Genomic DNA, 24,276 nt, shown 5'->3' on the forward strand with positions numbered 1-24,276 from the left:
TTCACCAAAGTGGCAGATGAATCTATTTATCCAAACCATTACTTCTTCTTCGCCCGCCCTGCGGGACCGGTCCTTTTTTGAGCTTAGCCGTAGCCTTTCTTCCAAAGAGCTATTCCAGGCTTTGCGGGAACTGGATGATTTCAGGAAAACAACCCCCAATCTTTACGAGAAGGTGCGGGCCATCCTGTTCCTGTTTGCGGGCTACCGGTTCTTCCTCATGGAAGCCGCAGATACCCCGCCTACCGGAAAGATCCCTTACGCAGGCTTTGAGGATCTGCTGTCCAGGCGGTTTGAGCATGCCATTGCCACTTTCCTGAGAGAAATAGACCGGCACGGGCCCAACGCAACCTTGTTCAGCGGCCTGGCCGAAAGCTACCACCACCTGTCTTTCCAGATCTTGGCCAACCAGGTCCGGAAAAGCGTGCGGTCCAGCAAAGGCAACCAGTGGATGTTCCGGGTGGGGCACCAGGAAGAGCACCCCATCAAGATTCACCCCGCTTTGCTGCAGCGGCAGGAGAACTCCCTTTTCTACCCCGTGTTGGAAGAGCAGACTGCCGTGAGGATGGATTTGACTCACAGTGGCTGGTCAGACATCTTCTTCTTGGGCATGGATTATCCGGAAGGGGCGCGGGTGCTGAACATCTCCATAGACCTGGGCGTGTTTGGCCGGGACCAGGACATCAAGCCGCCGTTGCAGACATATGTGCGGGTCATCCCTGAGCCGGTGTTGCGCCTGACCAGCATTGACCTGAATACCACCAAAGACATCACCGACCTGGAAGACCTGTTCAACTTCGGGAATGATTATCTGAGTTTGATCAAGGCTGGCGTGATTGCCTCTGGGTTGGTGCCGCCCTCTTTTGAAGGAACGAATCAATCCTTGCCCCAGATGCTGGCGCGCATGGTGGCCCCGGGCATGGGCATTGAATTGGTGACCAAGGTGAACGACATTCCCAAAGGGTCACGGTTTGCCGTCTCTACTAACCTGTTAGGATCCATCATCAGTCTGTTGATGCGGGCCACGGGCCAAACCAAGAACCTGGTGGGCGGTCTGGAGGAAAGTGAACGCCGTTTGGTAGCATCGCGGGCGATTCTTGGGGAATGGATTGGCGGCTCGGGCGGCGGCTGGCAGGATTCCGGGGGCGTGTGGCCCGGCATTAAAGCCATCCAAGGCACCTTCGCCCAGGAAGGCGATCCAGAGTTTGGCATTAGCCGCGGCACCTTGCTGCCCCGTCACCGGGTATTGCAGGGCGAGGACCTACATCCGGACATGGCCGACAAGATCATCAACTCCCTGGTGCTCATGCACGGGGGCATGGCCTCTAACGTGGGGCCAATCCTGGAGATGGTCACCGAGAAATACCTGCTGCGGGGCGAACAGGAGTGGGCGGCCCGGCAGAAGACGAACCAGGTTTTTGACAACATCCTGGCGGCCCTGAAAGAAGGCGACATCAGAAAACTAGCGGCGAATACGGCCTATAATTGGGAGAACCCCATCAAAACGATTATCCCCTGGGCCTCCACCCATTTTACCGAGCAGATTATCCAGAAAGCCAAGCAGCAGCTAGGCGAGGATTATCTAGGCTTCCTGATGCTGGGCGGCATGTCGGGCGGAGGCATGGGCATGTTCGTAGATCCGGGCCGGTATGAAGAACACAAACAGCGGGTGCTGGAGATTTTAACCACTACCAAACAGGAGCTTTCCGCTTCGTTGCCCTTTGCCATGGAGCCGGTGGTGTACAACTGGCGCATCAACCAGAAAGGCTCTTGGTCTTACCTGCACGAAGGTTCTCAGGCGCTCATGCCCGACCAATATTACGGGATTCACGTGTCTGAATTGGTGCGGAAAGACCCGCAGACGGTCTCCTATGTGCGGCGCGCCGAGATCGACTTCTTTACCACCCACTGCCACCAAAACAACCTGGCCTACCCCTTGCTGCGCACCATTGTGAGCAACCTGTTCAAGGTGTCAGACCCCACCACCCAGGGCAACCGCAGTCTTGAAAACGAGAAAGCCGATACCATCAAGAAAGAAAATGGGTTTGACTTTATCCAGCACGAAGAAATCAGGGAGCAACTGCAGAAAGGCCTGATTGGCTTGTCCAGGAACCGGTTGCCTTTTGAAACGGCCATTGAAGACGTGCTCCCCACCGACCTCGCCCATCTGGAAGCAGTAGGGCAAGCTTCTGGCATTGGCGAAGGAGCCCTGAAAGCCGGAAAGGTGGGGGTTCTGAGTCTGGCCGCTGGGGTGGGCAGCCGCTGGACCAAAGGTGCCGGGGTGATCAAGGCCTTGAATCCGTTTGTGGAGATTGACGGCGTGCACCGCAGCTTCCTGGAAATCCACATGGCCAAAACCAAAGCAGTCGCGGCCACCTATGGAGCGGTGCTCCCGCATGTGGTAGCCACCAGTTACCTCACCCATGAACCCATTCGGCAGCACCTGGAACTGACGCAGAAGTTTGGTTACGAGGGGCCTGTGTATTTGTCGCCGGGCCGGTCTATTGGGCAGCGGTTTGTGCCTACCGAGCGGGATCTGCGGTTTCTGTGGGAAGAAATGCCCCAGGAAACGCTGGATGAAAACAAACAAAAAGTACGGGAAGCTGGCAGAGGGGCCATGATCCAATGGGCGAGGTCCAAAGGCGAAGGGGCAGACTACGTAGACAACATCGCTTCGCAACGGTTTTCGCCGCTGGGGCACTGGTATGAGGTGTCTAACATGCTTCGCAACGGCATTCTGGCCCAGGTACTGGAAGAGAACCCGCAGCTGGAGACACTCATGCTCCACAACATTGACACCCTGGGCGCTGACCTGCATCCGGCAGCGCTGGGCCATCATCTGGCCTCGGGGAACGTACTTACGTTTGAGGTGGTGCCCCGCCGCATTGAAGACCGGGGCGGCGGACTGGCCCGGGTGAACGGCAAGGTACGGCTGTTGGAAGGTTTGGCCCAACCAAGGGAAGAAGACGAGCTGAACCTGAGCTACTACAACACCATGACCACCTGGATCCAGATAGACCCGCTGCTGGCCCTCTTCGGGTTAACCCGCCAGGATCTGAAAGGCGACCCGGCAGTTCTGGCCGAGGCCGTCAGGAACGTAGCGCATAAAATGCCCACTTATGTCACCATCAAAGACGTGAAGTACCGTTGGGGGCATGGCCAGGAAGACATCTACCCAGTAGCCCAGATTGAGAAGCTCTGGAGTGACATGTCGGCGTTGCCCGAGGTTCCCTGCGGGTACCTGGCCGTCCCGCGCCACCGGGGGCAACAGATGAAAGACCCGGCCCAGTTGGATGCCTGGCTCACCGATGGGAGTAAAGCCCACGTAGCAGCTTTGGGTAAATTTGAAGCGGCCAAGTAAAATCCCGTTAAACCTATTCCCGGTTTTAGGTGCTTTTTCTGAAAAAGCGCTTGAAACCGGGAATTCTTGTGTAAAAAGGTACATTATTGCTCATTAGAGGATCAACAGGTGGAGCATAAGCTTTAAAGGGCATACAAAAATGGAGAGACATAGGTACTTGAAAAGCCTTCTGCTCACCCCTCTGGCAGGAGGTGGTTCTGGCAGGCGATGAAAATGGCCAGCCATCGCGGTTCATAGGTTGGACTAGGCTGGGCTGCCTGATGTTAAACTTCCATCTCCCGTAGTCCGTTTGGCAATAAAAGGTGAAAAGGAGGCCTTAAACCCAATTGCCCATGCTAGAGCGTTTGGCGTACCGCATGCCTAAAGCGGGTTCTATTCTTGATTTGAAACTGGTGAAAGAAGCCTTGCCCGCTCCCCAACCGCAGGAGGTCTGCGTGCAGGTAAAGGCCATAGGCCTTAATTTCGCTGATATTTTTGCCATGCAGGGTCTCTATAGCGCCACCCCTAAGGGCTCTTTCATCCCGGGTCTGGAGTTTGCCGGCGAGATCATCGCCGTAGGCGAGGGTGAACCGGAATGGCGGGTGGGGGACCGGGTTATGGGCGTTACCAAGTTCGGAGGGTATGTCTCACACCTCAACCTCCACCGGGAGTACGTGGTGCCATTGCCCGGTAACTGGAGTTTTGAGGAAGGGGCAGGGTTTCTGGTGCAGGGCCTTACCGCGTATTATGCCCTCACCCAACTGGGTAACCTCAAGCCAGAGAGGACGGTGCTCATCCATAGCGCGGCAGGCGGCGTGGGAATCCTGGCCAACCGGATCTGTAAAAAGTACGGGGCCTTTACCATTGGTACCGTAGGGAAGGCGGAGAAAATAGATTTCCTGCGGCAGCAGGAGGCATATGACGCGGTAATCCTGCGGGGAAAGGATTTCCCGGACCGGTTGCAGGAGGCCTTGGGTGGCCGGCCACTCCACCTCATCATGGAGTGCATTGGGGGCCGCATATTGGCGCAGGGATGGGAACAACTAGCTCCCATGGGCCGCATGGTGGTCTACGGTAACGCCAGTTTCTCCAGCCATAGCCCCAAACCCCAGTACCCCCAATTGCTCTGGAAATACCTGCGGCGCCCGAAGATTGATCCCCTGCGGCTCCCCACCGAAAACAAGTCGCTGATGGGCTTCAACCTCATTTACCTGTATGAGGAAGCAGAATTGATGCACCAGTTGCTGCGCGAGCTTCAGGAGCTGCACCTGGCGCCCCAACACATTGGCCATGTGTTTCCCTTTGAGGAGATGCACCAAGCCATCCATCTGTTCCAACGGGGGCAAACGGTAGGCAAGGTGGTGGTGACGCTGTAAGATAATCCCTAAGTTTAGGAAATGGCAAAGAGGATAAGGCATTTTTAGCCTCTTTCTTTAAAAAGGCAAGGGAAACAATGCAAGTTGTTTGGGGGTTAACCTACTAGCGGCAGATTTGGCTATTTATAGCCTCTTTTCTGGAAATTTGCCCTATTCCTGCTTATGGTCTATTTAGCCCTTTCCTTTTCTGAAGATATGACCTTCTGGGACCAGGTTCTCTTAGGTTTTTCCCTTCTCCTGACGTTGAACTGGGTAGTGGTGGCCGGGTATGTGCTGCTGAATAGCCACAAGGTCCCGTTTTTGGGGGATTGTCCGTCTGTGGCAGAGGAGCAGGCGCCGCCGGTGGCGATCATAGTGGCGGTAAAAGACGAGGAGGCCGAGCTGGAACAAGCCCTTACCACCCTCTGCCAGTTACAGTATAGCAACGCCCGTATTATTGCTGTCAATGACCGCTCCACCGACCAAACTCCCCAGATCCTGGAAAGGATGGTCCGGCAATACCCTAACCTCACGGTGCTGACCATCCAAGAGCTACCCGATGGTTGGTTGGGGAAAAACCATGCCCTGTACCAAGGGTACCTTGCCTCGGCAGAAGAGTGGATGTTGTTTACCGATGCAGACGTGACCTTCAATGCCCAGGCTCTCCACAAGGCCATGGGTTATGTGCTGGCCCACCGCCTGGACCACCTGGCGGTTTTGCCCGACATCACCTCCCGGTCCGCCTTGTTCCGAAGCGTGATGAGCACCTTCGCTTTAATGCTGGAACTTCGGCAACGGCCCTGGGACATCCGGAAACCGACTTCCAAGGCCTCTATCGGGATTGGAGCCTTCAACCTGGTGCGCCGTTCCGCCTACGAGAAAATGGGGACCCACGCCGCCTTCTCTCTGCGTCCCGACGATGACCTGAAACTGGGGGAGAGAATCAAAGCGGCTGGGTTCCGGCAAGATGTGGCTTACGGAACAGACGAAGTATCGCTGGAGTGGTACACCAGCTTGAGGGAATTTGTGCAGGGGCTTATGAAGAATACCTTTTCCATCTCAAATTACCATTTGCCCACGGCCCTGGGAATGGCCCTGGCTACGTTCCTGGTGTTTGTACTGCCCTTGCCTTTGCTGTTGCTATCCGGAAGTCATGGACTGGCCATGGCAGGCGTTTTGGTCACCTCACAACTCCTGTTGATGGTGTTCAAGAAAGGCATTCAGGGAAAATGGTGGCATGCCTTTATGATTCCGGTAGCCGGCGCCATAATCATGTACATCCTGCTAAAATCGGCCTTTCTTACCATTCAACAAGGTGGCATCTACTGGCGTGATAGCTTCTATTCCCTGAAGGATTTAAAGAAGCAGCGGTAGGAGTAAGGTTATTTTTTTGGTTACCGAGGCGCCACTGGGAAATGGGAAGATATAGTTTTCCTGATCAGTTGGGTAAGACTGCTGGCCAAGTTGAAATTCAAGACAGTAGCTGCCTCTTCGGCCGGAAAAACGGAAGTACTGGTTAATACCATCGTAGAACAAAGGCCACTACCATTGATGGCGTACTTGCTCTTGATCAGGTACCCGTCAATATCTATGAAGTAAAGGCTATCCTTGTCATGCCCCAGGTACGTGATGTTCACCAAATATTGCCCATAGAAGGAGTTTTCGTCTCCAAAGGCAGGGGCGCAGATGTATTCCCACGGCTCCACCTTTTGTGTGGTCATTAACTTCATAAGGTTCTGGTTCTTCACCATTCGCTGTAAATCTTCTAGCCTTAACCCATGGGTAAGCCGTAAGTATTGTCCAATTGCCCGGTTATTTATCATAAAAACAATTAATTATTGCACGATTATAATAAAGCAAAAAGATAAAAGCAATTGAATTGGTATAAAAAGAATAAAAAATATAAAATAAGTGCCTAATACTTGCGCTTTAGCTCTTCTTGAAGACTTGTGGTGAACGAATAAACAAATGCCTTAGGGCCCAGTTAGGGGAAATCTTTACTTCTTAGAGTAAAATGGACTGGTTTGGTTGTTTGCCATTAATAGGTAGCCTTTTGGCTCAACAGTTAAATGTAGAACCTATCCTCTTGTCCAAGTTGCTTAATTAGCCAACGCCATGGTTAAAATTTTAGGCCTTAGATAAAAGAAGAATTGAAATTTGATAAGGTAGCGGAAGTGAAATCCATCCAACAACAGATGCGACAGGGGGAATAAATTCTGAAAAGCCTTGGGTTTTTTATAATGGCCTTACTTTTCTTAGGATAGGATTGGTTTTGTCAAAGTGTTTCTAAGATTGGGACTGCTGGTTTCATTTAGAGTGAAGACAACGGCCCATGTTACAACAGATATGGTAGTTTCCTTTCCCCAGATTTAGGGCGTCTAAATACCGGGTAGGCTTCTCGTTAAAACTTAGCGTACTTCGCCTTTACCTAAATAAAGTCGGAATTATCTATTTGTTCCTTGATACCTTCTTCTGTAACGTATTTAGGTACTCTTACATTAATTTTATTAAAGTATGAGGAGTTTCTCATTAGGATACCTTATCGATGCCCTGTTCCCTAAGTAATTAGCAGTTAAAAGGTTTACTCACTTTCGGATTTATCTTCAATCATCCTCGTCTTTCTTAAGCTAAGGGAGCCTATGGTCTCTAATTATGGAAAAGTTTTCAGTACTAATCCTGCTTTGTCTTACTTTTTCTTGGTTGTTAAATTTTAATCACCTCATTTCCAGTACAGTTTTGTCAAAAGAAGGGCTTGTCATGACAATCCCTTCTTTACTTTCCAAATAAAGAAGGAACAATAGCTACCTTGTCGTTTATTAGAAAACAACTATATTGGGAAAGGATCAGAAGAGGGCAAGGCCGCGCAGTTATTCCTTACCAAATAGAGGGTGAAAACGAAAAAAAGCTCCAACCAAAAATCAAATAATCAAAGGGTACCTTTTATACTGTAGTTGGCGGTAACCTATAAAATCGAAATGGGTCATAAGAAACTATGCTTAAACTGTAGAAAGGCATTCAACCGTGAATTTGACGGTGGTTAAGGCCATATTTACATTTGTCCCGACTGTGGTAAAGAAATGATTTTAATACCACACCGATTCAGACCACCAAAACGGACCGACTACAAAAGATGGAAAACGGTCGGATTCTTTATTGATAATGGATTTAAGTACCAACATATTTATAAATACACCGACTTAAACATAAAGTTATTAACTGAAAATGTAGAATATCCAGAGACCTTAAAAGAAGCTAAAGAATTCGTTGAGACTTTTAAAGCCCAGTCATATAAAAGTAAAAAAAGCTCATTGCCAAAAATGCATAAACGTCACCCTTCGGCCGACGACCTAGCTCGGTAGCAAATTTTATAATTTATAATACTTAATAAAGAAAGTGGACAATCAAACATTACTTCTCTCGTCGATTTTAGGAATAGTTGCCTTTTTATTTATAGCAAGGTACCTCTACCGATATGCGGATGGGAAAGCCAACATTCAAGGAAGCGACAAAAAAGAGAAATACCTCCAATGGCAAATGAACCATGGAAACGGCTTGAAACGAACAATTAAAGTAGTATCTATTATGTTCGTGAGCCTTATGTTATTTCAGGTCCTAAGTTTACTATAATATAGACTTCAACTAGTATATATTTTTTGGCCTAATTTTCTAAAAAACAGGCAATTGAAGGAGCTTAAAAATTAGGTAAAAAAGTTGATTAGAACTTTAAGACTGTTTTCATAACAGTCTATGTATAATGCCTAGGTCTTCTACCTTGGGTAATATTGAAAATTTTAGAAGCTAATTGTTTTAATGAATCAGGCAATGGCTTCGCCAAAACCTTTGGCTATATCTAATATTTAAAACCTGTTCCAAGCATCCCCCTTTTTATGCGAACTTAAGAATGACAGTAAACAAAACCCATTATATCTCAGGTCTGGTATTAATGACTTTTATAGGCGTTCACTTATTAAATCATTTGGTAAGTCTATGGGGTGCAGAAAGCCACATTGAATTGATGGACCTACTGCGAGTGTTTTACCGCAATGTATTTGTAGAGACAATTTTATTGTTGGCTGTATTGGTGCAGATTCTGTCAGGGTTAAGGCTGTTTAAAGAGAAAAGAATAACAGCTGCCTCAAAGTTTGATAAATTGCAGGTATGGACGGGGTTTTATTTGTTTATTTTTTTTCTTATCCATGTAAGTGTTGTTTTAAGCGGAAGGTTTTTTCTGCAACTGGATACCAATTTTTATTTTGGAGTAGCAGGATTGAATACGTTTCCATATAATTTATTTTTTATACCCTATTATGGTCTTGCTATTGTTTCTTTCTTTGGACATATCGCTGCAGTACATAGTAAAAAGATGAAACATACTGTTTTTGGGTTGTCACCACATAGGCAATCAAACGCCATTCTAGCTATGGGAGTTATTCTCACAGTGGTGATATTTTATGGGCTAACGAATCATTTTGCAGGAGTAACTATCCAAAAAGAATACCATGTCTTAATTGGAAAATAAAAGCCTTCCACTAACCTTATAAGGTGCAATAGTTGAAAGGTGCTACTGTGACTATTATTAAATGAACCCTTGTTTTAAAGGGATTGATGGTTTGAAAAAACCGCTTTTAGTTATACCCAACCGTCCATATATTCTTTTGTACCCATTCAACAACAATCAAATTTCCAGAATACATGATCCAAGTACGGACCTTCACAACTGGCCTTTTATTAATTCTAGTCTTCCATGCATCGGCGCAAATTCCAGAATCACTACGAGATAAGATATATCAGATAGCCTCAGCAAAGAATGCCACGGTGGGTGTTTCGATTATGGGTAGTAATGGGAACGACACCTTATCTCTTAATGGAGAAAATCGCTTTCCCATGCAAAGCGTGTTCAAGTTTCATATTGCCCTGGCAGTATTGTCCCAAATAGATCAAGGAAGGCTGTCGCTGGATCAAAAAATAAAGATTCAGAAGAAAGACCTGCTTCCCGGCCTGCATAGCCCGCTCAGGGAAAAGTATCCGAACGGAGCTTCACTTCCCCTTTCAGAAGTATTAAGCTATACGGTCTCTAGCAGCGATAACGTGGGTTGTGATGCTCTGTTAAGGCTTCTGGGCGGACCACAGGAAGTAGAGAGATACTTTGTAAGAAACAACTTCCAAGATATTTCCATCAAAATCAATGAAGAGGTTATGCAGAATAACTGGGACCTGCAGTTCCAAAACTGGACGACTCCTAATGCCGCCAGCAAAGTTTTAAAATCCTATTATCACAACCAGGAAAAACTGCTTTCCCAAAAAAGTCATGACTTTGTGTGGAAAGAAATGAGAGAAACAGAAACAGGTAAAAACAGGTTGAAAGGGCAACTGCCAAAGGGTACCGTGGTGGCCCACAAAACAGGCTCTTCGGGCAGGAACAAAAGTACCGGTATCACTGCAGCGGTCAACGATATTGGCGTAGTCTTTTTGCCGAACGGAGAATATTACTTCATCAGTGTATTTGCATCCAACTCGAATGAGGATTTACCCACGAACGAGAAAATCATTGCAGACATTTCTAAAGCAGCCTGGGACTATTTTATTTCCTCGGCAAAATAGCCTTACTCTAACCTTCTTTTAGAAAGTCCTGTACCTATAATAAAGAACTAAAGGAGCTAAAAGATGAGTACCAGATCAGCAGACCAACAAAAGAAGCAGCGCCAAAAGGAATTCAGGGAAAGAAAAGAGAACGAGGAAAGGCAGAAAGCTGCGGCAAAAAAAGCCAAAAGCGAGCCATCTAAGGCCGACGATCAAGCAGACAAGAAGCGCAAAACGGACGACTAATGCTCTAATGGGCAAAGTAGTGAAGGCCTCTTCTTGGTTACCGAGGTGATTCCTGTTGATGTTTAGGGTGCATACCTACTAGTAATGATCGAAGTCCCTCCTGCATTAGGCGGTTTGTGCTCATAAGAGGTTAACCTAACCCTAACTTTTCCATGCCTTCATTAGTCAACTGAATTGTCGCTTTACTTTCCGATGCAGAAAGTAATTATTCATGAATATCAGGTGTTTATGTGTTAGCGTAACAAGATTTGTAACAATAAGTGGTAATTAACCATCTGATTATAATGACCTAAATATAAGAGAAAACGCTAGAAAATTTAAGTTCTACATGAGCTTTACATTGGTTTGAATCCAAACGGGATCACAAAATTCAATTTGCAAAAGCCTTTATACATTGCGTATGGAGGCTTTTTGCTTTTAAAGGTCTGGGCGTGTAGAACAAACTGTTCTACACGCCTGAGAGGTTGTTCTACACGCCATTGCTTTCCCTTCCCCCAATTTTATATTTCTTGAACGTGATTTAAGACCCAAATTCTTTTAGAATGGTCATTCTGAAGTTGGTGCATATGATATACTTTGATATATTTCACTGACGGAATACCACCGTCATTTCTTTAAGGGTATGTCTCAAATTACACATGCAAACCAATAAACAGCGAAGAACATGAGTACCAGTGCCATGAGGTCGGAGGTGTCTCAACGGCTAAAGTCGGGAACCAGCAAGGCGGACATTTATCACGAGCTTGCCAATGGCACTGATGACGAGACCCTGAGGAGGGCTTTGGCCTCCAAACCGCCGCGCAAGCTAAGAAGGGCTGACCGCATCCTGAACAATGCGGTTTGTTGGTCTTGGGTTCTGATTGTCCTGATGGAAATCCTCGGAGACTTTGATACCTCAAGCTGGTTCAACCCAAAGACCATCCTTTCCCTAGCTGGCTCCTTTTTTCTTCTATTTCAGCTTTGGCGGTTTAACGGTGATGCTTACCTCGCGGGCATGGTGTGGTTAGCCCTCGGGGTCTACAATACGGCAAAAGATGTATATTGGCTTTCGCCCGATGAGCCTGACCGCGGATTCATCGTGCTGTTTTCATGGGGTTACGTAGGATTCCTCTTATTGACGATTGCCCTCATGTATACTGTCAGGAAGAGAGTATTCGGGTATTACCGATAGTTCAAACCAGCCAAGGATACCGAAGGTAACACGAGGTTCGAATAGGGGCAGGAGCAACCCACTTTTACAAGCCACTGCCTTTGACGTGTCCCATAGAAACTCAACCTTGAGAAAACCCTGTGCATCACATTGAAGCCATCCTATCAAGGCATGGAGCCACAAAGCGGGTCGATCCAATGAACTTCTCCTTTAAGGAACTGGAGGCTACCCTAGGGTTCCAGTTACCAGCCGACTACGCAGGTTTTCTGAGGACCTTCCATGGCTTCGAGGGGCAGATCGTGAAAGAGCACGTGGTACTGTGGGACTTGGGTGAGCCAGAAAGCGCAAACCTGGGATATGCCATTCAGAAAAACATCCCTGGCTCATTGGGGATAGGCTAGAACGGGGGGGAGCTTACGCCTTGGAGAAGGTGAACGGGAAGGAGTTCAAGGTCGTGCTGACGTCGTTCTCAGACCTAAGTGCCGAATATCACATCTGCATCAGCTACTCCTTAAGCAATTTCCTTCAGGGGCTGGATAAAGGAGAAGAGTGGTTCCCTGTAACGGAGCTTTGAACCGAGTTTACTCCGCGGCTCCCAGCCAGAGCCTGCCCGTGTTTACGAACGCACTTATAGACAGGTGCAGATGTACCAGTGGGGGCTGGTGCCGTTCTGGGCGAATGACCTGAAGTCGCTCAGGAAACCGATTAATGTGCGGGCGGAGATACTGGCGGAGAAGCCGTCTGTCAGGAAACTGCTCCAGTCCAAGCGTTATTTGGTGCTGGCGGACATTTTCTATGAGTGGCAGGTTGCTTCCTCGGGAAAGAAACCGTACAGGATCCTGTAGCGCAGTGAGGATCTGTACTCGTTAGCTGGCTTTTGGGATGAATGGGCGGACACCTCCACGGGCGACGTGCTGCACACCTACACCATCATCACTACCGAAGCTAACGAGCTGGTGAAGCCGATCCATGACCAAATGCCTGTCATCTTGATGCCCGAGGCCGAGGAACTTTGGCTGGGCCGCACAGACCTAAATCGAGCTGCTTGACCTGCTCAGGGCGTTCGACGCCGCGCTGATGAAGGCTTTCCCTGTCTCGCCGCTGGTGAACTCTCCTCTGAACAAGGTGCCTGAGGTACTAAACTCCCGTTAGCAGGAGTTGCTAACAATTTTGGGCTTATCCACGTTAGTTACCAACAATATTAGAAAATTATACTAGATCATACAGCTTTTCTATATTCTTTGCCGTTATTGCTAATGAAATTAGTATTTATATTTACTGAAGAAGTTGATATGCGCGAAGAAACACCAACCATCACCACCCAGAACACTCTGGAGCCGCTCTCACTGGAATCATTCGAGGGTATACTGCTACCCATGTACTCCTCCTACGTCACCGCTGGGTTCCCATCACCAGCAGATGACTACCTAGAAGAGATGGTTAACCTTAAGGAGCACCTGATACGAAACCCTGGCACCACCTATATGATGCGGGTAAGGGGCAATTCCATGCGTGACGCCAAAATAGAGGACGGCGACATCCTGATCATCGACTGTAAGGCTAAGCCCAAGGACGGCTACCCGATCATCTGCTCCATAGACGGTGAGTTCACCACAAAGACGTTCAGGGAGAAGGGCGGGAGGCTGTTTTTGGAGCCAGCAAACCCAGATTACCCTATCATAGAGATCACGGGTGAGATGGAATTGCGGGCTTGGGGAGTAATCGTTTGGATTCTGCACAAACCCATCAGGCGATGAGCACGCTCTTCGCGCTATGCGATTGCAACAACTTCTACGCCTCCTGTGAGCGCGCATTCCAGCCTTCACTGAATGGCAAACCTGTGGTGGTTCTTAGTAACAACGACGGCTGTGTGATCGCACGCAGCAACGAATCCAAGGCGTTGGGCATCCAGATGGGTACTCCCTTTTTCCAGATAAGAGATCTGGTGGAGTGCGGTGACCTTCATGCGTTCTCCTCTAATTACACGCTATATGGTGACATCTCTAGCAGGGTCATGCGCGGGCTGGCGGAGTTCGCGCCCAGTGTGGAGGTGTACTCGATCGACGAGTCTTTCCTAGACCTGAGCAACATGCTTGGAAAGGATATGAACGCTTACTGCCGCCAAATAAAGGAAAGCGTGTTGCAATGGACGAAGATCCCCATCAGTCTCGGTGTCGCCCCCACGAAAGCACTGGCCAAGGTGGCCAACAGGCTCGCCAAGAAGTCGGCGAAGGCGAATGGCGTGCTGGTGCTCACCGATCCGCACCACATCACTGCGGCGCTGAAGGCGACCAGCATCGAAGACGTGTGGGGCGTGGGGCGGCAGTACGCCAAGTTGCTGCGCAGGCACGGGGTGGAGACCGCCTATGATTTTACGCTCAAGCAAGATGCGTGGGTAAAGAAGCACATGGCCGTGGTAGGTCTGCGGCTGGTGAAGGAGCTGCGCGGCGAGAGCTGCCTTGATCTGGATGAGGTCTCCCCGCCGAAGAAGGGCATCTGCACGTCACGCAGCTTCGGGGAGCGGCTCACGGAGCTGAATGATCTGGTGGAGGCTACTGCCAACTATGCGGCCAAGTGCGCCAAGAAACTCAGGAAACAGAAAAGCTGCGCTAAGGTGGTCACGGTGTTCGTGCAGACCAACCATTTCTCCGAGCGGGATGCCCAGTACTTCAACAGCAAGACCATTGCCATGCCCGTGGCGACCAGCTCGGATCTAGAACTAATCCATTACGCTACGCTTGCTCTCAAGTCCATCTACCGTGCTGGGTACCGCTACAAGAAGACGGGGGTGATCCTCAAGGAGATCGTGCCTGACAACCAGATACAGTATGACCTTCTTGACACCGTGGACAGGGAAAAGCACGGCAGCATCATGGAGACAGTAGATAAACTCACGACGCGGTACGGCAGGGATGTCGTGAAGGTGGGCACGCAGGGCTTAGGTAATTCTTGGCAGCTCAAATGCGAGCGCAAGTCTCCCTGTTATACAACCCGCCTTTCTGATCTGCCCATTGTGAACAATTCCGTTTGAGAGCTATTATGATACCTCCAATGGCGAATCGAGATTTTTCGTGCTGTTCACTTCAACAGGTCTAATAGGTTTTTTGGCTCTGTAGCCTACATGAAGATCCAGCAGCTCTTGGTGTTGGCACCCAGTTTCCTCTGTCCATATGGCATGTCCAAATTTAAGTACTACACCTTTCCATCCATATCCTAATAAGCCTATGTTCTGGCATTAGCAAAAGTGCCTAAGATCTTCGGTGGCATCATCAAACCCTTTGACAACCTTTGGGCTGTATTTACTGAATTGAGTGGAGATGTTGGTGGCCAACATGACCATTGCTGGCTCCATCTTTGACGATCCGAACTTTGAGTACTTGTATGAGATGCACTGGTTCAGTGCCTCCTTCAATTTCCTTCTTGCGCTCCAATCGCCACCTCCTTCCAGATCATAGAACTTGACTTCTACCCCAATGAAAAAGTCAGGGAATCCCTTCGCAATAAGCTCAGGGTTAGGCAGTATCCCCAAATTCATTATCAAATGCCTTGTCTCCCCCAGTAGGTGATGGAGCCTTTCACGTCCTCAAATACCTTGAAGTTAGGTTCCAATAGGCTGATGACGTATTTCCTGAAGTCGTCCTCCTTGTTATCCATCCGAAAAGTTTCACTACAAATCCAAGATCTCCAATTGGCCTATCCTGTCGAAACGGAAAGTTCTCTTCTCATCTCTTCGGTTGCAGTACGCGGTGATATAGTCGCTGGTGAGGTTATAGCGTCTGATGTGCTCCTGCTCCAGCGCGTTTATGGCCAACTGTACATCACAGATCGTTCGGGTGCTTTCCTCCGCTTCAATCCTGTTGAGGATCAGCTCTCCTGTTTCCCTGTCAACTGCCATGGAAGACCATGAGGCTCTTGTGTATGTGATCCTGAGGTATTTCTGGTACTGGATGGCTGTGTTCACCACTGACTTTATGCTGTCGATCCCAAGGGTCGGCCCTGCCACTCGTAGAGTGAAGGGAGATTCTTTCATAACCACGTTTGATACTTTGGTGACATCGAATTCTCTTTCGCCATTCTTGACATAGCAGAAGGCGGAAAGTCTGCCGTTCTCGACTTTAATCGGTTTGGCTACCGTAGGTTTATCGTTATAGGTGAAGGAAATATATTTCTGCCTAGCGATAGAAGCCCTCAGCATATCCATCTTTGGGTCGGTGGTAGATGTGGCTGTTATTGGGCGTGGTGCCTTGAAGGTCTCATCATTGACTTCCTTCTCGATGGCATCCCCAAGGGATGTCTCCGCCACGTTCTCTGTTCGCATAGAGGAGGCGGTATGGCCAAAGCTTTCTATGCCGAGGTATTTTTCACGGTACTTCTCCCTCGACCACTGCTTCGCCTGATCCGATGTCCACTGCTGGACTGAGGCTATTTGGTTGGCACTTATAAGTGACGCTGGGATCTGGAAGGCTGGGTACAGGCTTTTGATGACATCCGCTATGAAAAGGCAGCAGCCCTTCGGGTTCTGGTGAACCTGTTTCTCCGCGAACCTGATCACGATCCAGCCCCTGTTCCTGAAGGCGAGGTTCCTGGCGGTATCAGCGAGCTGGTGATGCATGGGTTGCCGTGTGGCTATGTCATTGGTGCCTTCGTACGGTTCATCGATCTCGATGTCGATGAACATGTTGAGGCCGTTGTGCTCGTTCACCAGCGTGAAGTCTGGCTCAAACGGTTGGGCGTTGCCCTTCACCATTATGAAGCGGTCATCGAAGACTTGGAATGTATCCTTGAAAAAAGGGTCCAATATCTTTTTGAAAGCCTCTTCCTTATATCCCTTTCTGCCGACCCGCCCTTTCCTCGGAAACTTGATCACGCTATTAGGTTTAGGCATGATGACAATCGGAAAATTGTACGGCTCAGACTGCTCGAAGACATTCAGAGGCTGGTACCCTATATATTTTACGTTCGTCTGCGTCTCTGGCTCCGATACCACTGGGGCGGCAGGAGCCAAAGGCTTTGCAACCCGCTGTTGGGGCAGCTCCCTATTCTCAGTCGTTACTGTCCTTCGAGGAGCCGATTTGATTGGTGGTTTAACCATGGTCGGGGCAGGCGACGGCGTTGGGTTTGATATCCCTATATGCAGGGTGTTACTACTGGATGTGGGATTCTGGCGGATCACCTTTTCCGCTGGTGGTAGTGTTGGTGGTACGTTCTGGGCCACTGGAGAAGCTGAGGCTTTGTTCTTTACTATAGCAATGTTGGCATCGGCTACTTTCTTTTTACGTGAAACAAGTAGCCAAATTAGGGCCACTGCCAGGGCGAATAATACCCAGAATATATACATCGAGGTACCCTCGGAATCATTTGCCGCATCTGCGGTTTGCGTGAGGGTGTCTGACGACATCACCTGCGCAAGTAGATTTTTCTGTACTGTCATTTGGTTAATAGAATCTTTGATAAATATAAGTCCTGAAACATAATGTTATTATGTCTGCCCAATTTCATAAAATTTTCAATACAATTTGTAGCTATTTAACCTTGTTATGGTACCTTACTTGCATTTCGAGGAAATATGATGCGCCTATGATTGAGGAATATGAAAAACTGATCAAAGAGTTTTATTCGCTGCCAAAGGTGGTGCCTCAGCCCACGTACCTTGAGCTATGCCAGTACCCGTACCGCAGGTTAAAGGAGATTTGCAGCAGGATGCTCAGCTTCTTTCTTCAGCCTACGGCAGAACACGGCATGGATGAATTGTTCATCCAGTCGCTTGCCCAAACCTTGCAGGAGGACCTTGAGTACCGCACTGGCAATCTGAGAGTGATCGTGGAGGACAACGCAGAGGGGAAGCGTATAGACCTAGTGGTGGCAGGGGAGAATTTCGTGATCGGGATTGAGAACAAGATCACTGCAGGTCTGTACAACCCGCTGGATAAATACAGGGAAAAGCTCAGTTCCTACCAGAAGGAGAAGGCGATCGGCGTCGTCCTCTCACTGAGGAGGGTGCAGCGGAGGGAGGAAGTCGATTGGATGCGGGAGAACGGTTTCGTGAATATCCTTTACTCAGAACTGTTCACTAGTGTAAAGCAGAACATAGGCTTCTACCTTGGCAAGAGCAGCGACAAATACCTTATATATCTACAGGACTTCATCAAGACAATAGAGAACATGGAAGGCAACAATACCATGAACCAGCCCTTGGCTGACTTCTTCTTCGATAACGCCGAGAAGGTGGATGAATTGGTCAAGCTCTACAATGAGTTCAACAACAAAATTACCCAAATTCGGAACCAGCACATCAATTCCCTCCGAGAAGCCATGTCGGAGAAGACTGGGGAAAACTGGTGGATTTGGTCAGGCTTCGACCTTGGGTTTACCTTCCACGATACCGAAGGTCGCAAGCTTGGTATCGAGTCGGTGTACGAGAAGGAGAAGCGAAACCCTATCGGGAGGTTCAATATTCAGATCACCGCATGGAATATTAAAGACTGGGATTACTTCCGCAGCGCGGTCACCCCGCTTTTCCCAGACAATGAGGTGCAGTATGGCGGCGGGAAGGCCAATTTCCGTCTCGACCCAATGTTGAACCCGACCGAGGAGCAGATAACGGAAAGGCTATTTGAAATATATTCTATCCTGAAGCATAAGGTTGTAGAGCCTATTATTGAAATACAGCTAGAAGCACAAACTCTCAATTAATCAATAAGGGAAGTGAGAGTTTTTGACAAAGATGACAGAGACTACCTGAGCTGGATGAATGCCAATCCTGCCGCTTTCGTGGTTAACACCGAGAGAAGGGGCAACAGTAGATACTATGTGATTCATCGATCTGGCTGCCCCCATATCGCCATTACCAGCGGCCAGACCTATGGTGCCTTTACAGAGAGGAACTATATAAAGCTATGCTCTCACGATCCAGGAGAGATAGAGGGCTGGCTTCAGCAGGAAAGACCAAATTTCATTTCCATAACCAAGGAGTGTAAGACATGCGCCCCTTCAACTGGTGATGGTGCTTTATCAAATTCGCAGGCAACGGTGAGTTTCGAAAACATCGGGATCGGCGAAAGGTATGACAGGAACGTCCTTGCCTCTCTCTGGGGATACCAAGGCCGCCAAGCCATTAGCCGAGGGGTAGTCGCGCCTGCCAATTCAAAGTCCATCATCCTTTTCGTCACAAGCGAAAAACAAGCATCCCTTACCCAGTACAACGACTACATAAGTGCCGATTACCTATACTGGGAGGGGGAGGAGAAGGGGAGGAGCAACAATAGGATCCTTAACGCGAAACAGGCGGGTGACACTATCCACCTGTTCTACCGCGAGAAGCACCACACGGATTTTACCTATATGGGCTTGCTGGAGCTGGAGAGCGCGGATGTCTTCACTACTCCTATGTCGGCAGTATTCAGGATCATAGGGAGTGCCGATACGGAGATATTGGATCCTGTTTTACCACTTCCTTCAAATGTCCATGCCACCACACGGCAATCTATAGTCTCCAGCCGAGTCGGTCAGGGAATCTACAGGCAGAACTTGGTTCGGCTCTGGCAGACATGCGCGGTAACGGGGGCTGGCCCGCTGGGTATCCTTGTCGCTTCCCACATTAAACCATGGAGGGATTGTGACAATATGCAAAGGCTGGATCCGTACAACGGCCTACTTCTGACACCCAATCTGGACTCGCTCTTCGACAACGGCTACATCAGTTTCCAGGGTGACGGTACCATCATTATCTCCAAAAGTCTTTCATATCAGTCCTGTAAGCTGCTTAACATCACTTTAGGAATGCGGCTTAGGAGGGTATACCCTCAGAATTTATCTTATCTGGAATACCATAGAGAGGAAGTGTTCAGAAAGTAGCGGACTGAACCGCAAAAACCATGGTATTTGATCTGTGTAGTATATAGAGACCAACTTTCTGGTGGATCCATTCGTTTTGATTGACACCAACTGTAATCAAGCTGTTGGTGTCAATCAAAACGGTAGATTATGAGGAAAAGGATACAGAGTTACTTGGTTGTGCTCCTGATAATGGCAGTAGGGTGTAAAGAAACCGAGGTCACGCCTAAGAAATCAACCGATCTTCCGCTGAGCGAGCACCTTACCTTAGGAAACCCCAGTGGGGCCACAGCAGAAATCACGGACTACAATAACTATCTGATGCTCAAGCCGCAGTTCGTTCTCTCCTACAGCAGAGACCGTGGTACCCCGAATTGGGTTAGCTGGCACGTAAGCTCCGACTGGCTTGGAAATGCTGACCGCCAAGACGACTTCAGGGCTGACCCGAGCCTTCCAACTGGCTGGTATAGGGTAAGTGCCTCCAGTTACACGGGAACAGGGTTCGACCGAGGTCACAACATCCCCAGCGCGGACAGGACAAAGACGGTGGAGGACAACTCCTCCACCTTCCTGATGACCAACATGATACCCCAAGCCCCGAACCATAACCGCCAGACATGGGCAGCGCTGGAGGATTACACGCGCGATCTGGTAGGGACAGGGATGGAGGCATATGTGATTATGGGATCCTATGGGGTAGGAGGCACAGGGGCAAATGGTGCAGCCAGCACCATTGATAACGGGAGGGTGACGGTGCCGAAGAACTTGTGGAAGGTGATCGTGGTATTGCCTCAGGGTAGGGATGATCTCGCCCGCATCAACGAATCCACGCGTGTAATAGCCGTCAATACTCCAAACTGCAATACTGTCTCCGCAGACTGGGGAGGGTACAGGACATCGGTGGATGCCATCGAGCAGGCCACAGGTTATGATCTACTCTCTGCTTTGCCTGAGCAGTTGCAGAAAACGCTGGAATCTAAAATTGACAATGGCCCAACCCGCTAAGTTTTTTGATAATGAACCGAAACTATAGATGAGTCCTATGGATACTTCCAGTGCAGACAAAGAACAGGTGATGAGGAATCTGAGCGAGCTTACGCAGGGCCTGTATTTTATGAGTGAGAGCGACTATCCTTTGGAGCCTTTCACCGTCACTGCCGTGAAGGAAGATGAGCTTTCCCCTGATGAATTGCGGGGCTTCGCTGGGAAGCCTGCTGACGCTAATGTGGAGGTTGTGGAGTTGACATACTTCCTCCGCAACATGACGAAGGTGCCGCCAGAAGCGGATCCTGCGAGGATAGAGACTACGCTGCGGTTTCAGGCACTACAGGATTTCATGGTCAAGAGCTTATCCGATGTGAAGGTGTACAGAGTTGGAAAGGTTGAGGTGACCGCCTTGGCCTTAGGATCAACGTCTAGTGGTGAATTTGCTGGTTTTAGAACAGTCCTTATAGAGACCTGATGTTTGGTTAACCTGACCATCTAATTTATTTTCAGTTTCAGATCCTTAGTCTAATCTTGCCATGAAAAAGACTTTCCATGGATTATGGTAGGCCTTTTTCATTGGACTGAGCCGCACTGCTAATTTTGATAAAACAGGCTTTACTTCATGTATCAGGCTGCTTCAGCGATCGGTGATGCAAGTGTACGTAGTACTTTCAATCCTTTTTCCTGCCGTCATAAAGACCGATTTTATCGAATGGGCTTGACCAGTAGACCTGATGGCTGACCATCTCCTTAAAACTCGATTTTGAGCCTATGAAGCCTTCATTTTTTGAAGTTCTGAAATTCACCGTAGCGAAGCCATCCTGGCTTGTAAGGTCTCTCCCCAAGCTATCGAACCCTATGGCACTGCTCATACCATCACAGAGGTTATCCTTCGCGAACTTATCCTTCCAATATTAGGCATTTTATAGATCATTTATAAGCACCCCTTATACGGTTCATCGTCAACTTGCCTACTGATGCATTTACATAGGCTGAACAACTTCTATTATAAATTCAATCAATTCATTTTTTATACTTATTGGAAAAGTGCTAAAACTGAGACAAGTATGATATTTATATTTGTTATGATCGGGAAAAATTGTTAGTTAACTACAAATTTAATATTGAAGATGTAAATTAAAATAATTATAATATAATAGCTTTAAAACGGCAGAAACACGCATTAGGCTAAAAAAAGTATAAAATAATTTTGTCATTTATTTTGTTTATTACAAATCTTCCTATACATTTGTAGCGTTGGGATAATACAATATTAAGATTTTTAAGATTTGATTCGGGTACAATGGAAGCACTACAAGGATGGCGAGCGGCTTGATGTTTAACAAACATGATATACATAAGTGGAGAGAATGCTAACTATTAAATGTTTGGTCATAGTCTGTAACGATGGTTTCCATATTTATGCGCCGCATTATCACTTTGTGTTTTGTCCTTGAGCTCAAAAAAGTAGTGAGATTAAACCTGGAAAAATTGTCAGCCTTTTCGCATTTGTGTCATATGGCTCGAAAGCCTATAATAATCCATGCGAAACGAGCGGCTCGGGAACCCATAATTATAACCTTTAACTTTTAAAATTTACAACGATGACAACAACACAGCTTCCACCTAACCAAAAACTAGAGCAAGAGATCCTAAAAGCTGGCCGTTCTCAATTCAAGCGTCCTATTGTTATAATAGTTAGTAGTGAGCTTTTGTCAAAAAGAGAGGCTGCCTTGGATACTCTATTGAAACTAGAAACTCTTTTCAGTTCGAACTTTCCAGTCATAGAAAATAAATTCTTGATTCTTTTTTACGACTTAAATGAGCTGGGATTTACAAGGGATCAATATTGTTTTTCAACTGATAATGGATTGGTTAACTACCTAAAAGATAATGTTTTTGATGAGGGGTGTAACGGTATAATATCTCACTGTATTAATAAAATACTTGCTGATTCTTTAGCTTATAAACAAGGTGTGCATTCAAGTGGCTTGGATTTAGTCGGAGATAAAATAGACGCCTTTCTTGATGGAAAGTACCTTGAATTAGGGTTAACGAGAATGCAAGCTTTTGCCTTTAACAGCTTACAGCATACTACTAGCAAAACAAATGACAGGAGAGCACAGCAGATATGTAAAGCCACATATAGGGAATTAGAAGTAGAGCTTTTAAACGCCAACGGACTCATAGCCCTTCCCGATGAATTCATGAAAGTTACACACTCCGTGCTTCCTCCCTTATATAACCGTGCTGTTTGGTGCTATGCAAAAGGCCATATCTATAAAGCGGAGGGAACAACCTTTGAAGCCGATATCTTTAAACTCAGAAAATTGCATACCCTCGAAGAGCAGAAGATAATGGGGCACACTTCTTTTACCCCTTTTTTGAGAAGAAAACGGATCGGGAACCTTTTAAAAGGCCTGTAAAATGAAGGACGTTTTAGAAAAAGTTGCTGTTAAAAAAGGCGAAACACCTGAGAAAGCGTTAGAGAATGCTGGGTACACTATGATTGAGTGGTTGTACTACAAAGATGGCGTGTTCTTTTGGTTCGGTGACGGGCTGAGCGCGAACATGAGAAATAGAAACCTGATTATAAGGCAGCGGCATGTGGATAAACTCAATGCAGAACAATTGGCTTGGATGCACCGCGAACACCGTGTGTTTTTTAGAAAAGAAAAAATAAGAAAACTGCTTAAACTCTGGAACAACCCAGTTTAGTCGTCTTAGCTGCTCCAGCAGTATTGTGATATAGACTAGCAACTGTGGGTTTTCTCTTACATATTTCGATAATGCTTGATACGGTCTTCAAGAACGTCGGATATTTGATCTTTCAACCGCTCAGGACTTAAGACCAATACACCTTTCCCGAACCCAAGTATTGTCGAGACCAATTCATAGTTGAGCACCACCCTGAGCCTGATCCTGAACTCCTTGCCGTCATCCACGAGCGTCTCCTGCGAGCTGTGAAGGTGCTGTGTCTTCACGTAGTTGCCGTCATGCGGTGAAAAGGATAGAATCACCTCAGTCACCTCACTGTCCTCTAAAGAGATCCCGATAGTATTCCTGAAATACAGCTCGGGGTCAAAATCCTTTGGCTCCACATACCTCGTACCCTCGGCAAAACCAATACTAACGATGCGGTCAAGACCGAACTTGCGCAGTTTACCGTCCTCGTGCTGGAACCCTAGCAGGTACCACCTGTTGCGGTACTCCTTGAGCAGATAGGGGCTGACGGTGCGATCTTTTGGCAGGGGTTGGTCAAAGCTTCGGTGAGATAAAGCGATCGGCTTTCTGCTCCTGATGGACTCGATGATAAAGTCGATGTGTTCATTGCCCACGGAGTAGGGTGCCTTTTCGAAGTCGATGAACCTGAACGGCTCCTCCGCCCCTTCTTTCCTGATCTGGTTGACCAAGGTGATCACCTTGTCCACGGTAGAGGCGAAACCGCTGAGCACCCTCACATGCCTGTACTGGCTGAACGTGGCGGCGGCCATTGCCAGCGCGGCGATCTCCGCCTCATTCAGCGGGAGCTTCTCTATGGAATAGTCAGGTTCCGTGTAGACGTAACCGTCGAACTTCTTCAGGTACTTGATCGGTGCCTTATAGTTGAGCTGGGTACAGTGACGCATCAGGTAGATATCATTGTCCAGCGTTCTCTCGCTCACCATGATGTCACTCTTCTCCAGAATACGGGCAATTAACTGCTCCTTCGACCAGTACCAGCCAGTCTTGTTCCTGAGGCACTCATCAATAATCCTCATCCGCACCAATGCTTGCTTACTTTTAGG

At 48.0% G+C, this 24,276-nt stretch carries 20 protein-coding genes and 1 pseudogene; 17 read left to right on the forward strand and 4 right to left on the reverse strand.

All coding sequences use genetic code 11. The annotated features are described in order from the left end of the window. Nucleotides 1–16: 16 nt before the first annotated feature. The 3 genes from FOE74_RS17260 (at nt 17) to FOE74_RS17270 (ending at nt 6,066) form a co-directional block, all read left to right on the forward strand. Nucleotides 17–3,358, forward strand: coding sequence for a UTP--glucose-1-phosphate uridylyltransferase (locus FOE74_RS17260; protein ID WP_149099878.1), 3,342 nt, complete (start codon nt 17–19; stop codon nt 3,356–3,358). A 332-nt stretch (nt 3,359–3,690) separates the two neighbouring features. Further along, nucleotides 3,691–4,713, forward strand: a complete 1,023-nt coding sequence (locus FOE74_RS17265) for a synaptic vesicle VAT-1 family membrane protein (protein ID WP_149099879.1) — start codon at nt 3,691–3,693, stop codon at nt 4,711–4,713. 195 nt (nt 4,714–4,908) lie between these two features. Beyond that, a complete protein-coding gene (locus FOE74_RS17270; protein ID WP_188686901.1) occupies nt 4,909–6,066 on the forward strand; it encodes a glycosyltransferase in 1,158 nt (385 codons plus the stop codon). A 20-nt stretch (nt 6,067–6,086) separates the two neighbouring features. Here the strand turns inward: FOE74_RS17270 and FOE74_RS17275 are convergent, their stop codons facing one another. Then, the gene (locus FOE74_RS17275; protein WP_149099881.1) at nt 6,087–6,413 is read right to left on the reverse strand and encodes a hypothetical protein; all 327 of its coding nucleotides are present in this window, start codon (nt 6,411–6,413) and stop codon (nt 6,087–6,089) included. Between the two features lie 2,180 nt (nt 6,414–8,593). On the opposite strand from FOE74_RS17275, the gene FOE74_RS17280 reads away from it, so the two are divergent. The 8 genes and pseudogenes from FOE74_RS17280 to FOE74_RS17310 all read left to right on the forward strand — a co-directional run bounded on the left by FOE74_RS17280 (nt 8,594) and on the right by FOE74_RS17310 (nt 14,699). Then, nucleotides 8,594–9,211 carry a hypothetical protein gene (locus FOE74_RS17280; RefSeq protein WP_149099882.1) on the forward strand — a complete coding sequence of 206 codons (618 nt, stop codon included), beginning with the start codon at nt 8,594–8,596 and terminating at the stop codon, nt 9,209–9,211. 173 nt (nt 9,212–9,384) lie between these two features. Next, the gene (gene bla, locus FOE74_RS17285; protein ID WP_149099883.1) at nt 9,385–10,293 is read left to right on the forward strand and encodes a class A beta-lactamase, subclass A2; all 909 of its coding nucleotides are present in this window, start codon (nt 9,385–9,387) and stop codon (nt 10,291–10,293) included. A gap of 63 nt (nt 10,294–10,356) precedes the next feature. Continuing rightward, nucleotides 10,357–10,518 (forward strand): hypothetical protein, encoded by a 162-nt coding sequence (locus tag FOE74_RS21305; protein WP_188686897.1) that lies wholly within the window; start codon nt 10,357–10,359, stop codon nt 10,516–10,518. Between the two features lie 664 nt (nt 10,519–11,182). Then, nucleotides 11,183–11,689 (forward strand): hypothetical protein, encoded by a 507-nt coding sequence (locus tag FOE74_RS17290; RefSeq protein ID WP_149099884.1) that lies wholly within the window; start codon nt 11,183–11,185, stop codon nt 11,687–11,689. Between the two features lie 176 nt (nt 11,690–11,865). Beyond that, complete coding sequence (locus tag FOE74_RS17295; RefSeq protein ID WP_149099885.1) at nt 11,866–12,069, forward strand: hypothetical protein; 204 nt, start codon at nt 11,866–11,868, stop codon at nt 12,067–12,069. Between the two features lie 243 nt (nt 12,070–12,312). After that, a pseudogene (locus FOE74_RS17300) lies at nt 12,313–12,717 on the forward strand (SOS response-associated peptidase). 207 nt (nt 12,718–12,924) lie between these two features. After that, nucleotides 12,925–13,425 carry a LexA family protein gene (locus FOE74_RS17305; protein ID WP_225840868.1) on the forward strand — a complete coding sequence of 167 codons (501 nt, stop codon included), beginning with the start codon at nt 12,925–12,927 and terminating at the stop codon, nt 13,423–13,425. After that, nucleotides 13,422–14,699, forward strand: coding sequence for a Y-family DNA polymerase (locus tag FOE74_RS17310; protein ID WP_149099886.1), 1,278 nt, complete (start codon nt 13,422–13,424; stop codon nt 14,697–14,699). Before FOE74_RS17305 ends, FOE74_RS17310 begins: the two co-directional genes overlap by 4 nt. A 204-nt stretch (nt 14,700–14,903) precedes the next feature. Here FOE74_RS17310 and FOE74_RS17315 read toward each other — a convergent pair whose 3' ends face one another. Next, nucleotides 14,904–15,203, reverse strand: coding sequence for a hypothetical protein (locus FOE74_RS17315; RefSeq protein ID WP_149099887.1), 300 nt, complete (start codon nt 15,201–15,203; stop codon nt 14,904–14,906). Between the two features lie 132 nt (nt 15,204–15,335). Next, a complete protein-coding gene (locus FOE74_RS17320) occupies nt 15,336–17,099 on the reverse strand; it encodes a WYL domain-containing protein (protein ID WP_149099888.1) in 1,764 nt (587 codons plus the stop codon). Nucleotides 17,100–17,245: 146 nt separating this feature from the next. Here FOE74_RS17320 and FOE74_RS17325 point away from each other — a divergent pair, with 146 nt between their 5' ends. The 6 genes from FOE74_RS17325 (at nt 17,246) to FOE74_RS17355 (ending at nt 23,206) form a co-directional block, all read left to right on the forward strand. After that, the gene (locus FOE74_RS17325; protein ID WP_188686894.1) at nt 17,246–18,361 is read left to right on the forward strand and encodes a PD-(D/E)XK nuclease family protein; all 1,116 of its coding nucleotides are present in this window, start codon (nt 17,246–17,248) and stop codon (nt 18,359–18,361) included. Nucleotides 18,362–18,373: 12 nt separating this feature from the next. Beyond that, complete coding sequence (locus FOE74_RS17330) at nt 18,374–19,522, forward strand: HNH endonuclease (protein WP_149099890.1); 1,149 nt, start codon at nt 18,374–18,376, stop codon at nt 19,520–19,522. A 129-nt stretch (nt 19,523–19,651) separates the two neighbouring features. After that, nucleotides 19,652–20,506, forward strand: coding sequence for a DNA/RNA non-specific endonuclease (locus FOE74_RS17335; protein WP_149099891.1), 855 nt, complete (start codon nt 19,652–19,654; stop codon nt 20,504–20,506). A 37-nt stretch (nt 20,507–20,543) separates the two neighbouring features. Then, entirely contained in the window at nt 20,544–20,963 is a 420-nt protein-coding gene (locus tag FOE74_RS17340) for a nuclease A inhibitor family protein (RefSeq protein WP_188686891.1), read from the forward strand. Between the two features lie 1,129 nt (nt 20,964–22,092). After that, nucleotides 22,093–22,914 (forward strand): hypothetical protein, encoded by an 822-nt coding sequence (locus FOE74_RS17350; protein WP_149099894.1) that lies wholly within the window; start codon nt 22,093–22,095, stop codon nt 22,912–22,914. Nucleotide 22,915: 1 nt separating this feature from the next. Beyond that, entirely contained in the window at nt 22,916–23,206 is a 291-nt protein-coding gene (locus tag FOE74_RS17355) for a hypothetical protein (RefSeq protein ID WP_149099895.1), read from the forward strand. 56 nt (nt 23,207–23,262) lie between these two features. Here the strand turns inward: FOE74_RS17355 and FOE74_RS17360 are convergent, their stop codons facing one another. Next, nucleotides 23,263–24,249, reverse strand: a complete 987-nt coding sequence (locus tag FOE74_RS17360; RefSeq protein ID WP_188686888.1) for a helix-turn-helix transcriptional regulator — start codon at nt 24,247–24,249, stop codon at nt 23,263–23,265. Nucleotides 24,250–24,276: the final 27 nt, after the last annotated feature.

Origin of the sequence: Rufibacter glacialis (genome assembly GCF_008271745.1) — a bacterium.
Lineage (GTDB): Bacteria > Bacteroidota > Bacteroidia > Cytophagales > Hymenobacteraceae > Nibribacter > Nibribacter glacialis.